This window comes from Flavobacterium cyanobacteriorum, from assembly GCF_002251835.1.
In the GTDB taxonomy this organism is placed as follows: Bacteria; Bacteroidota; Bacteroidia; order Flavobacteriales; family Flavobacteriaceae; genus Flavobacterium; species Flavobacterium cyanobacteriorum.
The window spans coordinates 1-13,695 of sequence record NZ_NOXV01000254.1; the positions used below are offsets into that span (position 1 = coordinate 1).

At 41.9% G+C, this 13,695-nt stretch carries 15 protein-coding genes; 5 read left to right on the forward strand and 10 right to left on the reverse strand.

Annotated features, from left to right (window positions below; genetic code table 11):
• From CHU92_RS08175 to CHU92_RS08185, 3 genes are all read left to right on the forward strand, one after another.
• A partial coding sequence (locus CHU92_RS08175; protein ID WP_129583033.1) for a T9SS type B sorting domain-containing protein occupies positions 1-183 on the forward strand: 183 nt, incomplete at its 5' end.
• Positions 184-623: 440 nt separating this feature from the next.
• Entirely contained in the window at positions 624-1,613 is a 990-nt protein-coding gene (locus tag CHU92_RS08180; protein WP_094414451.1) for a PorP/SprF family type IX secretion system membrane protein, read from the forward strand.
• A gap of 67 nt (positions 1,614-1,680) precedes the next feature.
• Complete coding sequence (locus CHU92_RS08185; protein WP_094414453.1) at positions 1,681-2,190, forward strand: gamma carbonic anhydrase family protein; 510 nt, start codon at positions 1,681-1,683, stop codon at positions 2,188-2,190.
• Between the two features lies 1 nt (position 2,191).
• On the opposite strand, the gene murI is transcribed toward CHU92_RS08185, so the two are convergent.
• From murI to CHU92_RS08225, 8 genes are all read right to left on the reverse strand, one after another.
• Positions 2,192-2,977, reverse strand: coding sequence for a glutamate racemase (murI, locus tag CHU92_RS08190; RefSeq protein WP_094414455.1), 786 nt, complete (start codon positions 2,975-2,977; stop codon positions 2,192-2,194).
• A 69-nt stretch (positions 2,978-3,046) separates the two neighbouring features.
• The gene (locus tag CHU92_RS08195; RefSeq protein ID WP_094414457.1) at positions 3,047-3,556 is read right to left on the reverse strand and encodes an OmpH family outer membrane protein; all 510 of its coding nucleotides are present in this window, start codon (positions 3,554-3,556) and stop codon (positions 3,047-3,049) included.
• Positions 3,557-3,579: 23 nt separating this feature from the next.
• A complete protein-coding gene (locus CHU92_RS08200) occupies positions 3,580-4,659 on the reverse strand; it encodes an OmpH family outer membrane protein (RefSeq protein ID WP_094414459.1) in 1,080 nt (359 codons plus the stop codon).
• A 37-nt stretch (positions 4,660-4,696) separates the two neighbouring features.
• Positions 4,697-7,438 (reverse strand): BamA/OMP85 family outer membrane protein, encoded by a 2,742-nt coding sequence (locus tag CHU92_RS08205; protein WP_094414461.1) that lies wholly within the window; start codon positions 7,436-7,438, stop codon positions 4,697-4,699.
• Positions 7,371-8,111 (reverse strand): isoprenyl transferase, encoded by a 741-nt coding sequence (locus CHU92_RS08210; RefSeq protein ID WP_094414463.1) that lies wholly within the window; start codon positions 8,109-8,111, stop codon positions 7,371-7,373. The genes CHU92_RS08205 and CHU92_RS08210 overlap by 68 nt, the downstream gene beginning before the upstream one ends.
• Before the next feature lie 3 nt (positions 8,112-8,114).
• The gene (porG, locus tag CHU92_RS08215; protein WP_094414465.1) at positions 8,115-8,789 is read right to left on the reverse strand and encodes a type IX secretion system protein PorG; all 675 of its coding nucleotides are present in this window, start codon (positions 8,787-8,789) and stop codon (positions 8,115-8,117) included.
• Between the two features lie 155 nt (positions 8,790-8,944).
• The gene (locus CHU92_RS08220) at positions 8,945-9,829 is read right to left on the reverse strand and encodes an NAD kinase (RefSeq protein ID WP_094414467.1); all 885 of its coding nucleotides are present in this window, start codon (positions 9,827-9,829) and stop codon (positions 8,945-8,947) included.
• Positions 9,830-9,837: 8 nt separating this feature from the next.
• Complete coding sequence (locus CHU92_RS08225) at positions 9,838-10,497, reverse strand: CBS domain-containing protein (RefSeq protein ID WP_094414469.1); 660 nt, start codon at positions 10,495-10,497, stop codon at positions 9,838-9,840.
• 99 nt (positions 10,498-10,596) lie between these two features.
• On the opposite strand from CHU92_RS08225, the gene CHU92_RS08230 reads away from it, so the two are divergent.
• Positions 10,597-11,310 carry a pyridoxine 5'-phosphate synthase gene (locus CHU92_RS08230; protein ID WP_094414471.1) on the forward strand — a complete coding sequence of 238 codons (714 nt, stop codon included), beginning with the start codon at positions 10,597-10,599 and terminating at the stop codon, positions 11,308-11,310.
• 2 nt (positions 11,311-11,312) lie between these two features.
• The gene (locus CHU92_RS08235; protein WP_094414473.1) at positions 11,313-12,077 is read left to right on the forward strand and encodes an alpha/beta fold hydrolase; all 765 of its coding nucleotides are present in this window, start codon (positions 11,313-11,315) and stop codon (positions 12,075-12,077) included.
• On the opposite strand, the gene CHU92_RS08240 is transcribed toward CHU92_RS08235, so the two are convergent.
• Both CHU92_RS08240 and CHU92_RS08245 read right to left on the reverse strand, forming a co-directional pair.
• Positions 12,074-13,354 (reverse strand): hypothetical protein, encoded by a 1,281-nt coding sequence (locus CHU92_RS08240; RefSeq protein WP_094414475.1) that lies wholly within the window; start codon positions 13,352-13,354, stop codon positions 12,074-12,076. The two genes, CHU92_RS08235 and CHU92_RS08240, sit on opposite strands and share 4 nt — an antisense overlap.
• 12 nt (positions 13,355-13,366) lie before the next feature.
• A complete protein-coding gene (locus CHU92_RS08245) occupies positions 13,367-13,669 on the reverse strand; it encodes a hypothetical protein (protein ID WP_094414477.1) in 303 nt (100 codons plus the stop codon).
• Positions 13,670-13,695 lie beyond the last annotated feature (26 nt).

The window sequence follows — 13,695 nt, forward strand, 5'->3', positions numbered from 1 at the left end:
TTTGACCGCTACGGCAAGCTGGTGAAGCAGATAAGTTCTGGTGGCATGGGCTGGGACGGCACGATGAACGGCTACCCGCTTCCGGGAGACGACTACTGGTTCCGTGTAGAGTATAGAGAGTTTACACCTTCCGGGACCACCGTACCGAAAGAGTTCAAGGCACACTTTGCGCTTAAGCGATAAAAATGACTTATAAATGCAGGTATAAAAAATGCTGCCAGTAATGGCAGCATTTTTTATAATTATATTGGCAATTAATTACCAACCTAACACAAAAATTTATATATTTGACCGCAATGTAAAAAGATGGTAAAATAAATCAGGACTGGCGCCGTTTTATTTATCAGTTCTATAAATTGCTTTCTCATTAAACGACCGAATCGACATGAATTTTAAAAAGATTTATTTATTTTTTGGATNAAAATGACTTATAAATGCAGGTATAAAAAATGCTGCCAGTAATGGCAGCATTTTTTATAATTATATTGGCAATTAATTACCAACCTAACACAAAAATTTATATATTTGACCGCAATGTAAAAAGATGGTAAAATAAATCAGGACTGGCGCCGTTTTATTTATCAGTTCTATAAATTGCTTTCTCATTAAACGACCGAATCGACATGAATTTTAAAAAGATTTATTTATTTTTTGGATTGTTATTAACACAGCTGTCATTTTCGCAGGAGGGAATAGCAGTTTATTCAGACTATCTTTCGGATAACTACTATCTTATACACCCTTCTATGGCAGGAGCGGCAAATTGTGCCAAACTGAGGCTTACCGCACGCCAGCAGTGGTTCGGCCAGGATGATGCGCCACAACTACAAACATTGAGTTTTAATGGAAGGCTGGGTGAACGGTCGGGTGTAGGTATAATTGCCTTTAACGATAAAAACGGATATCACTCACAGACGGGCGCTAAAGTAACCTATGCGCACCATATCATGTTCTCACGCAGCGATTATGACTTAAACCAACTTTCATTTGGTATGAGTGCCGGTTTAGTACAAAGCAGGTTAGATGAAACTGAATTTCTAGAATTTGATCCGGTAGCTCCCGGCGGGATACAACAAAAAGATTCCTATTTTAATATTGATATTGGTGCATCATATCATTTTCTTGATTTTTATGCGCATTTTACCGCTAAAAATATATTAGCCACAAGGAGAGATATTTATTCGGATATTGAAAGTGATAACCTAAAGAAATATCTTGTCAGCGCCGGTTATGTATTTGGATTTCAGGAGTCTCTTCAGTGGGAGCCCTCATTAATGTTCCAGTATACCGACCAAACTAGGGAGAAAACAATTGATATCAACCTTAAAGTTTACAAAGAGATGGATTTTGGAAGGCTCTGGGGAGGGTTATCATACAGGCGCGCCCTTGACGGTGCGCAATACTCGGACGGGAGCAGCGCTCAAAACCAGAATCTTCAGTACTTTACACCCATCATAGGTGTTAATTATAAGAACTTTATGTTTGCCTATACTTACTCTTACCTTACAGGGGATGTTAGGTTTGATAACAGTGGCTTCCACCAAATCACGCTTGGCCTTAACCTGTTCTGCAAGAGGGAGAAATATGATTGTAATTGTCCTGCAGTTAATTGATTATAAAAAGAATATTATTAATTCCGTCCCGATACTAACTATATCGGGACGATTTTTTTGACGAAGTATGATAATTAAGGGAGTAAACGGAAAACATCCTCTAATACCCGAAGATTGTTTTGTTGCTGATAATGCCACTATTGTCGGTGATGTGGTACTAGGCGCACAATGCAGCGTCTGGTTCAATGCAGTAATCCGGGGTGATGTACATTATATCAAAATAGGCAATAAGGTAAACATACAGGATGGGGCGATAATACACTGTACATACCAAAAACATCCCACAGAAATAGGGGATAATGTATCAATAGGGCATAATGCTATTGTACATGGCTGCAGGGTACATGATAACGTACTTATAGGTATGGGCGCTATCATAATGGATAATTGTGTGATTCATAGTAATGCTATAATAGCGGCCGGTGCTGTTGTTACCCAAAATACCGTTGTTGAATCCGGGACCATATATGCGGGCGTACCTGCAAAAAAAGTAAAGGATCTTAACGCTTCTGATTTTGCAGGAGAAATTGAAAGAATTTCTAATAATTATATTATGTATTCTTCTTGGTTCAGATAGTTTAAAAATCTGCAGTTATAACCTTATGTTTTGCTTTCAGGATTTTTGTTAGCACTGTAGGATCATTATTGATATAAAATACTGCTTCACCTTCTTTTCCGGACATATTCAGTAAGTTCTTGCTTTGCAGGATATTTTTAGTTTGCCGCGCAACGGCCTCACCAGAATCTATAATATTTATATGATTAGGGAGTATTTTTTTTATTTGCGGAACAAGATAAGGGTAATGGCTGCAACCGAGTACCAGGTAATCAATGCCTGCTTCAACCATTGGTTCAAGATAACTTCTTAGCAATGATTCGGTTTCCCTGCTGTCCATATGCCCATCTTCAATAAGTCTGACAAGCCCATGGCCAACCTGCTCTATCACTCTGATATCTTTAAAGTTTGATACAGTACTGTGAAACAAATCGCTGTTGAGGGTACCTTTAGTCGCCAGGATTCCTATTGTTTGTGTTTTTGTTGATGTTGCTGCGGGTTTTATTGCGGGCTCTATACCTATAAAAGGTATTTTACTGTATTTTGCCCTAAGCTCTTTAATAGCATTTGTTGTGGCGGTATTGCATGCAACCACTATAATTTTGCAATTTTTATCCAGGAGGAACTCTACATTTTTTATACTAAGGTCCAGGATTTCATCTTTTGATCGTTGGCCGTAGGGAGCATTTTTACTGTCAGCCAGGTATATTGTATCTTCATTAGGGAGAAGGCTGTGAATTTCTTTCCATATGGAAGTGCCGCCTATTCCCGAGTCGAACAGCCCGATAGGATATTTGCTATTTTCCATAAGGCAAATATAATAAAAAACGGCCCTGCAATGAGGCCGTTTTTTATTATGAAAAGCTACTAATTCTTTTTAGAATCCAAGTTCTTTTTTTACATCTGCAAGAAGGTTTGGCCCGTCAGCAAACAATACGCCTCCGCCTACTGTTGAATCAAGGACATATTGATATCCTTTTGCTTTTGCAACTTTTTGTATTGCGGCGTTTGCTTTTTCCATAATTGGCTTAAGAATATCTATACGCTTCTGGTCAAGTTCTTTGTTTGCTGTTTGCTGGAACTGCTGTATCCTTTGCGCCATATCCTGAACTTCTTTAGTACGGCTTTCATTTACAGCAGTCGTTACAGTGGCCTCTTCATCACCGTATTTTTTTAGTTTATTCTGGTACTCCTGTACCATAGTCCTGTAATCATTATCATACGTTTTTCCTATTTTTTCCAGCTGAGTCTGTGCAGCTTTCATTTCAGGCATATCCTGCATAAGCTCTGTAAGGTTGATGTGCGCTACTTTCGCCTGTGCCGTAAGTGTCTGGCTTGCCCCGATAAAAATTATGGCAGCCAATAATAAAGATCTAAATTGTTTCATCATCTAAAATAATTGTATTTATGTTAATTTTTGTTTTTGTTCTCTTGTGAATTCTCTGCGGGTTTATTTGTTTTTTCTTCCCGTGCTTTTTTGGCTGCTTCCCGTTCAGCCTGTTGTTTTTTCTTTTTTTCTTCGAGCGCTGCTTTTCTTTCGGCTGCTTTTTGTGCCTTTAGTTCCTGCGCTGCTTTTTGCCGTTCTGCTGCATTTTGTTTAGCAGTTTCTTTAGCATCAGCAGAAGTGCCAGTTGCCCCAGGCTTACTGTTATTTACAGGCAGGTCTTCAGTATCAGAGCTGTCGACACTGTCTGGGTTCTCTTTATCTGCTTTAGTGTTGGCTTTAGGGGCAGCGGTACCATTAATTTTAGCTTCTCTTTCCTGTTTCAACTGTTCGCGGCGTGCAATAGCTTCCTCTCTTTTTGCTTTTTGGGCAGCTCTACGGTCTTCTATAAGTTTCTGCCTTGCGGCTTTCTTATCATCAAGCGCTTTTTTCCTGTCAGCGAATTCAGGATCGTCTGCCAGGTCTTCCTTAGCTTCCTGTTCTTCCAGCTTTTTTAGTTCTTTATTGCTTAGTTGTTCCCGTTTTGCGGCCCTTGTAAGCCTGCGGATTACCTGGTCGCTTATGTCATGTCTTTTTGCTGCGAAGAGCATCGTCAGGTCCGATGACTTATCAAAAACGAAATCGTACTTTTTTGCTTCAGATATGTCCTGTACGGCTGTAAATACCTGGTCTTGAATAGGCTTTACCAGAACAGCTTTCTGAGTAATAAGATCGCCTTTAGAGCCAAACTTTTTTTCCTGATAATCCAGCAGTTCTTTTTCCTGGAACTGAATCTCATCTTCGCGTTCCTGGATTAGTTCTTTTGTAAGGAGCACCCTTTCGGCTTTTAAACTTTCCTTAAGTTTATTGATGTCGTTTTTTTTAGTTTCTATTTCCTGCTTCCATTTCTGAGCTTTAAGCTCAAGCTGGTTTTTAGCCTCTGCGTAATCAGGAACTTTTTCCAGGATATATTCCATGTCAATATAGGCAATTTTGATGCCTCTTGACTGCCCACTTACCGCTATCGCGGATAGTAATGAGAGGAGTAATAAAAAATGTTTTTTCATATCCAATTACATATTAGAAAATATCATGCCACTTTTTTTAGAACTGTTGCCCTATGATAAAATGGGTTTCCCAGCCGTTTTTTTGTGTTGCCCCCGGAATAGGGTCAAAACCATGGCCAAAGTCGATACCAAGCAATCCGAAGGCAGGCATGAACACCCTCAGGCCAAAACCTGCTGACCTTTTCAGGGCGAACGGGTTATAGTTCCTGAACGAATCATACGATGCTCCTGCTTCAGCAAAAGTAAGCGCATAAATAGATGCGGCCTGCTTTAGTGTTATAGGGTAACGCAGCTCCAGAGTGAACTTATTATATATAGTGGCGCCGTTCTGGTCACCGTTGCTGTCAATTGGTGCCAAAGACTGGTTGGGATAGCCCCTAAGCTGGATGACTTCCCTGCCATCAAGCGCAAAGTTTGCAAGCCCGTCGCCACCGAGGAAAAACCTTTCGAAAGGCACAAGCCCCCTTTCTGAATTATAAGCGCCAAGAAACCCGAATTCACCCAAAGAACGGAGTACTAATTTATCATAAAGTTTTGTATACCAGTCAGCCCGGAACTTAATTTTATAATATTCGAGCCAGTTAAACCTTTTTTGGTCAATTTTTGAGCGGTCAGGCGCTGCAAGTGCCGGGTCAGTAACAGCGCGTCCGTTTTCATCAAGGTACGAGCCTGAAGGAACCCAGTCATTATCAGGGTTGCCATCATTATCATTTATCTGATAGCCCGGCCCGTTGTTCCGTGATTTGTATTCCGGCAGGTTTTTAAGATTGCCATAATCTACGCCATTAACAAGCGAGTAAGGGAAAGTAACCCTGGCCGACACGCTGAACTCTGAGCCTGATGTCGGATAAATAGGGTTAACCCCTTTGTTATTCCTTGTTAAACCAATGGTGTAGGCAAGGTTTTTTGAACTACCGTCCCCAAAGGTAAACAATCCTGTGTTATAATTATTAAGGTCGTAATACTGAAAACTCAATGCATGTGAAAGGGTAAGGAAAATATCCGGGTCACTTAACCTTTTGGCAAGGCCCAGAGATACGGATGTAATATTGAAGCTCCTCGACCTGTCCACATTCCTGTTGCTGAAATTATAGAGGAACTGCTTACTGTGCGATAATGATGTGGTGAACTGTACCGGTTTCTTCCCGCCGAGCCACGGCTCAGAGAACGAAAGGCTATAGGTCTGGAAGTAGGTACTTCCCTGGAGCCTTAGCGATACCCTTTGCCCGTCGCCCATTGGCAAGGGCTTGTAGGCACTTTTATTAAACAAATTCCTTGCCGAGAAATTATTAAAGGACAATCCCAGCGTACCTATAAACCCTCCACCGCCATAACCACCCTGTAGCTCAATCTGGCTCGATCCTTTTTCTACAAGATTCCATTCAATATCAACATTACCTGTGGAAGGGTCAGGGTTTTTTACATCAGGCCTTATGGCTTCGGGGTCAAAAAAGCCCAGCGCGCCAATTTCGCGGATAGTGTTTATTACTTCTTCCTTGTTCCATTTCATACCCGGCCTGGTTCTCAACTCACGGTATATCACATGGTCATGTGTTTTGTCATTGCCTACTACTGTAACATTATTAAAATAAGCGATAGGCCCTTCTGTAACCCTTATTTCAAAATCAATGGTATCATTGGCAGTACTTACTTCTACTGCATTAATATTAGAAAAAAGGTAGCCGTTGTTCTGGTATAGGTTGGTAAGGTCTTCGCCGTCCGGCTTAGACGGGTCAGCAATACGTTTCTGCAGCATCACACCATTATAAACATCACCTTTTTTTATACCCAATATCCTGTTCAGCTGCTGGTTGTTATAAACGGTATTGCCTAAGTATTTTATGTCTCCAAAATAGTATTTCCGGCCTTCTTCAATATTTATATTTATAGATACTGTATTGTTTTTAGGGTTATACACCACGGTATCCGATGTTACCCGTGCATCGCGATAGCCATTTTCTTTGTATTTATTTACAATGCTATTAAGGTCTTCCTTATATTTTTCTGCGATATATTTTGAGGATTTAAATATCCTTAACGGATTTGGGAAGCTCTTTTTCTTAGTGTTTTTCATAGTGCCCCTGAGCTTCCCGTCAGAAAGTTTGGTGTTTCCGTTAAATTCGATCTTCTTTACTTTAACCTTTTTACCACGGTCAACATTCACTACCATCTTAACGGTATTTGTGCTGTCAGGAATAACATTTATAGCAACCTTTGTATTAAAATAACCGTCTTTTTTATATTTATTTTCTATGTAATTTTTGGTGTTGGTAATCAGGTTTTCATTAACCACTTTACCCTTTGCCAGTTGTGTATCTTTAATCAGGCTTTCCCGTTTTCCTTTTCTCACACCCTGAATTTTCACATCACTTAATTTGGGCAGTTCATTTATATCCAGCTCAAGGTATATACTGTCGCCCTGCATTTGTGTTACATAAAAATCAATATCACTGAAAAGCCCCAGTTTCCAGAGTTTTTTTATGGCATTGCTTATTTCTTCGCCAGGTACATGTATGGCCTGCCCCTTTTCAAGGCCTGTGAATGTGATTACAGTATTTTCATTATAGCTAATTTTTCCGGTAACGCCTACCCCGGCAAGTATGTATTCCCTTCCCGGCTCAAGCCCCGCCGGCGCCTCCTGGGCTATAAGGCTGGTAGTTGTAAAAAATATAACTATAAATAATACAATATTTTTATAAAACATCAGGGTTTTATTTAATTTGTTCACTGGTTTTTCCAAATCTACGTTCTCTATTTTGATAACTGATAATTGCTTCATGTAAATCTTTTTCCCTGAAATCAGGCCAAAGCACATCTGTAAAATAAAATTCAGCATATGCAATCTGCCACAGCAGGAAGTTACTTATCCTTTGCTCGCCGCTTGTCCTTATTACAAGGTCAACGTCGGGGAGGTCAAAAGTATAAAGATGGCCTGAAATAACTTCTTCATTAATATCATCAACCGATAGCTCACCGCTTTGTACTTTTTCGCATATTGTTTTTACGGCACATACCATTTCTTCCCTTGAGCCGTAGCTCAGGGCAAGGGTAAGGGTCATGTGCTTGTTGTTGCAGGTTTTGTTAATAACGTCCTGCAGCTGCTTCTGCGCATTATCGGGCAGCATCTTCATATTGCCCACCATGTTTAGCCTTATATTGTTCTCCTGAAGCGTGGGCAACTCATTTTTTAAAGAACTGATAAGCAGCTTCATGAGTGTTTCTACCTCAAGCCTGGGCCTGTTCCAGTTCTCTGTGGAAAAGGCATACAGCGTGAGGTGCTTTATGCCGATTTTGGCACAGGCTTCAACAGTTTCGCGCACTGCCTTGGTACCGTTCTCATGCCCGAAAACCCTCATCATCCCCTGCTTTTTTGCCCAGCGGCCGTTGCCATCCATGATTATGGCTATGTGTGCCGGCAGGTTTTCGGTATTTATAGTAGTTGTTCTCTCCATTATTTATTCTGCACAATAGCAGGGTTTATTGCCAAAGGTATAGGTAAGCGTAAAGCCTGTAAACACATACCAGTCGTTGCTTTCAAGGTTGCCAAAGGCAAGTACTGCGTTTTCCGGGTTGCTGCCGTCAATATTGTCGCTGAAGGTGTATCTGGCTCCTGCTTCAAAGCCGAGTACAAAACCCGGAATTACATTTGTTTTTATGCCCACAGTCATTGGTATGGCCAGTGCACCTTTAGAGTCTCCCCTATAGGTAACGCCGTTTTGTACATAAAGCTCAGTATACCAAAAATAGCTGATGCCGCTATATACATAAGGTGTCACTTTAAGGTCAGATTCATGCAGGTTGAAGTCAAAAAAATTGAATTCAAGGCCTAAAGATAACTCTTTTATGCTGTTATCAAATTTATAACCTCTTTGCTGCCTTCCGCTTGCGTCAGAATCAGCATCTTCCGATGTTATTTTCCCATAGGTGAAGGATGCCCTGTACGAGTGCCTTGGGCTACGGTTCCAGCGGTACATAAATCCAAGCGCAACATCTTTCGGGGCAATATATGTTGTAGGGCCTACATCGCCAATATAGTTGGCGCCGCCGGCAAAAACACCCACTTCATTTATCTGGGCGCTTGCCGCTACGGAAATTATCATGGCAGTTACAACAAAAAAAATTCGTTTCATTCTATAAAAATAGGGTGCAAATATAACAATATAGATTTCTAAAAGCCCTTAGTTAAGCGATTTTAAGCCTGTTAAATTACATTTTGCCCAAATATGTTAGTGTTGAAAACGGAAGAAGGGGCGGTGTAGTATATGCAGGTAAAAGAAAAGTTCCGTTAATTTCGCTTGTCTTCGCCCCACAATAGTTTTTTACGGAGCGTATTAAGGAACTTTTCTTCCGGAAACTCTACAAGGTTTATTTTAAACGGCGTCTTTTTAATATGCAGTATGGTTTCCGTATCTACTGTTATAATCCTTGAATCGAGCGAAATAAGGTGCTGCGGCTCCCTTCCGGTCACTTTAAGTTGTATTTCGGTATCATCAGGTATTACCAGCGGGCGTGCATTAAGGTTGTGCGGCGCAATAGGGGTTATCACCAGGCTGTTTACCTCGGGCATCAAAACCGGCCCACCGCAGCTTAATGAATAGCCGGTGGATCCTGTAGGGGTTGAAAGTATAAGCCCGTCGGCCCAGTAAGAGTTCAGGTATTCGCCGTTCAGCTTGGTTTCAATAGTTATCATTGATGTGGTGTCCTTGCGGCTTACGGTTATTTCGTTCAGCGCATAGTCAAGCTCATCAGGGGCAGGGTTGTGGCCTTCATAACTTAGTGTTAATAATGTTCGTGGGGATATTTTGTATTTGTTTTCAAAAAGCAGCGGCAGCAGGTTTTCAATATTTTCCTGCTGTACCGTGGCCAGGAAACCGAGCCTCCCTGCGTTGATGCCCAGTATAGGGATATTTTTATCCCTTACAAAGGTGGCGGCGCGCAGCATAGTGCCATCACCGCCAATGCTTATAAACATATCAAAGCCCGTGTCAAGGTCCTCGTGCCCTGCAAATACTTTATAAGGCGATTTTAAAAGCTGCTTTTCATTAAGTACATTATAAAAATTAGCTTCAAAAGCTATTTCGGGGTTATATTCATTGAACACACGCAACACCTTGTCAATAATATCTTCGGTGTTGTCTTTATAATATTGTCCGTAAATAGCAATTCTCATAGCCGCGATTATATGTTCAGGTATTTGTCAAGGTAGTCGCTCCTGTCTTTAAGTATGTTCAGGTAGGCATCTTCCTGGTGCTCTGATACAATTTCATAGTTGTACCTCCTGAAGGTTTGTATTATTTCGCTAAGCCCTCCAAGGCTTATTTTAAGCGTTATCTGCACCCTGTCAACATTGGCTTCAGATATGAACATGCCCAGCAGCCTTCCGTTATTGCTTTCTACAATCTGGGCTACTTCACTCATGGTGTAGTCGCCGGTGCCTTTCTCCACTATCAGTATGCCTCCGTCTTCCTTAAGGAAAGGCGTTTCATGGAAAAAAGTAATAATGTCGGCCAGTTCGTAATGGCCCAGATATTTATTGTCCTTATCAAGTACAGGCACAATATTGGTTTCATTCTTTGCAAATACTTCAAGCACATCAAGCCATATCATATTGTCCCGGACAAAAAAGCGTTCCAGGTTATACCTTACATCATCAAGCGTCTTCTCAATATCTACCAGTTCAATATCCTCTGCCGATGCACTCCCTATATAAATGTCATCTTCCATTACGGGGAAATGCGAAAAAGGGTATTCTGAGAAAAGGTCCTGGGCACTGGCTATGGGGTCGGTTGTGCGTAAAGGCTTGATGTTGTTGTTGATTAAATCAAGAATATCATTCATAGGGTAGTGTTGAAATATGATGCAAAATAATTAAAAAATACCATATTTGCCCTGCTTTAACTTTGTATTTTTGTAAGGGAATGACACTTTAACAACATTATGGTAAAACTAAGCGTAAATATAAATAAGATAGCCACACTGCGCAATTCAAGGGGAGGCAATGTCCCCGATGTTTTGCAGTTAGCCGCCGATGTGCAGAAATTTGGCGCACATGGCGTAACCGTACATCCAAGGCCTGACGAAAGGCACATACGTTACAGTGATGCGCGAAACCTTGCCCCAATTGTGCATACGGAATATAATATTGAAGGCAACCCGGTAAAGAAATTTATTGACCTGGTGCTTGAGGTAAAGCCCACACAGGTAACACTGGTTCCTGATGCCGATGATGCCATAACATCAAACGCAGGGTGGGATACCCTGAAGCACAGGCAGTTTTTGCAGGAAGTAATAGCAGAGTTTAAGCGCAATGGCATACGCACATCTATTTTTGTTGACCCTGTGGCTGCCATGGTTGAGGGAGCTAAAGAAACAGGTACTGACAGGATAGAACTGTACACTGAAGCGTATGCCCACCAGTACAATTTAGGTAACCTGCAGGGCATAGCCCCTTATGCTGAGGCGGCACGTGTGGCCGGCAGCCTGGAGCTGGGTATTAATGCAGGGCACGACCTGAGCCTTGACAACATTAAATACTTTAAGGATAATATACCCGGTTTGCTTGAAGTTTCTATAGGGCATGCCCTGATAGCGGAGTCAATATACCTTGGGCTTGAAAATGTTGTGAATATGTATCTCCAAAGGCTTAAATAATTATGCTATACTCAAGAATAGAAGGCGAGGGCGCACCGCTGCTCATCATACACGGGTTTTTAGGCACAAGCGACAACTGGAAAACCCTTTCGGGCCAATACGCGCAGCAAGGCCTGCAGGTACATGCTGTTGACCTGAGGAACCACGGCCGGAGTTTTCATTCGGACGTGTTTGATTACACTGCGATGGTTGGGGATGTAGTAAATTATTGTGAAGCCAGCGGGCTGGAGAGGGTAAATATAATTGGCCATTCCATGGGCGGCAAGGTGGCCATGTTTATGGCTGTGCTGCACCCTGGGCTGATAAACAGGCTTGTGATTGCCGATATAGGCCCCAGATATTACAGGCCGCACCACCAGGATATACTGGCGGGGCTAAATGCCGTTGATTTTTCGCGTAAGCCGGGCAGGAGTGAAGTTGAAGATATACTGGCCCGGCATATTGATGATGCCGGCACAAGGCAGTTCCTTATGAAGAACTTATACTGGAAAGAGCCGGGGCAGCTGGCCTTCAGGTTCAACCTTCCCGTTTTTAATGAAAAGATAGACAATATCGGGCAGGCGCTGCCTGATGGTGCAGCCTATGATGGTGCTGTGTTGTTTTTGAGGGGCGACCGGTCAAACTACATAAAAGACCAGGATATACCCGGCATAAAGCAGCATTTTCCTAAAGCGGAAATAAAAACCATTGCCAATTCTGGGCACTGGCTGCATGCGGAAAACCCGGGCGATTTTTTTAAAGAAACACTTACTTTTATTAAAGGTTAATCTTTTTTCTTTTGTTTTTTGCCACCCTCCGGCAGCACCGCAGTTACCGCTTTGGGCAGAAGGGTTTGCTTTAAGCCCTCCTGCAGGCAACGCCAAAGGAAATTAAATACCGATTTATCTTTAAGGCGGTCCACTTTAATATCGGTCCGCTTCAGTTTTTCATTGCTGTCGTTCTTCACTATAAGGTTACCTATGGCCGACATAAACCTGTTTTTCTCCTTGCCGTCCTTTTTATAAACAGCTACCTTCATATTGTCATAGTTTATGGCAAAGCTGCCTGTTGCGTTGTTGCGGTTGCCGTTTATGGTAAACCGCACATCTTTAATATCGCTGTCTGTAGCAATGTTCATCAGCGGCATCGAAAGCTCGTTTAAGCTTTTGCCCTGCAGGCCTTGCAGCCTTCCTTTTATGGTAAAGGCATCGCTGGCGTCAGGTACATTAAAGGACCAGGTTACGCTCATAGGTGATTTTTTCATGAACAATGCATTGACTCTTATAACCGTAGCAGGTATCTGCTTCTTGTTAACGGCGGAATATATGTGCTTTATATCTGCATTAAACCGGGAAAATGACACACTTGCCGCAGGCCTGCTAAAGTTAAGTTGCTCTTCATATTCAATATAGGAATTACGCATCACCAGCCTTTCAATTTTAAGGTCAAAATCAAGATTTCGGAGCGCTTCACTATACAACTTTTTCCGTGTGGGGTCGTCTTTGGGTTCCTTATTGCGGTATATGTTGGCAGCAACTTTATCAAGCACCGCTTTTGGGGCGTGTACAAACAGGGTATCATTAACAAAACCCCAGTTAACATAGGGCAGAGTTATACTTTTAGCCTCAACATTAAAAAGGTCTTTTTCTTCAGAGAGCATTTTAGTGAACTGCTTCCTTCCGTACTGCGGCACCAACTTAAAATCCGTTACGGCCACAGAACTGTCGGTAGCCTGCAAACTATCCGCTGTTATGGAATAGAACCGGCTGGCCCTGTAAAAAACCCTGCCGCACCTTAAGTTGTAATCTTTGTATTGAAAAGGTATATCCTGCTTAACAATCGCACTGTCAAGCTTTATGTTGTTTACTTCGAGTGATATATTGTCGGTCTTAAGTATTGGGTTGTGCTTACTGTCAAGCATCCTGAAGGTGCCTTTCCTGATTTCAAGGCTCCCGGTGTTTACCACATTACGAAAAGGTTTTTTTACGTCATCTTCTACATTATATTTTTTGTCCTTTTCGTAGAGCACTATATCAGGATGCTCAATAACAATGCGTTTAACCACAATACGGTTTTTCTACCAAAGCGCCCATAAATCAAGGTTCTGTATGTTTACCGACCTGATTTTGCCAAACGCACCCTGCTTAGGGCTGCTGTTTGTTGTGTCTTTTTGGGCCAGGTATACGTTATGGGCGGTCAGGCTGCCGCTGATCAGGCTTATATCAAGATCATCGTAGCTGATGTTGTAAGGGAATTTTTTATCTGACTGCAGTACTGAAGGCAGTTTCTTTTCCAGCCAGTAACTGATGCCAAAATTCAGCAGCAATACGAGCAGGGCAAGGCTGATAATACCGATTGCGATCTTCTTTAAAATTGGCATACTGCGTTTTAATTTTAAATTTAGGG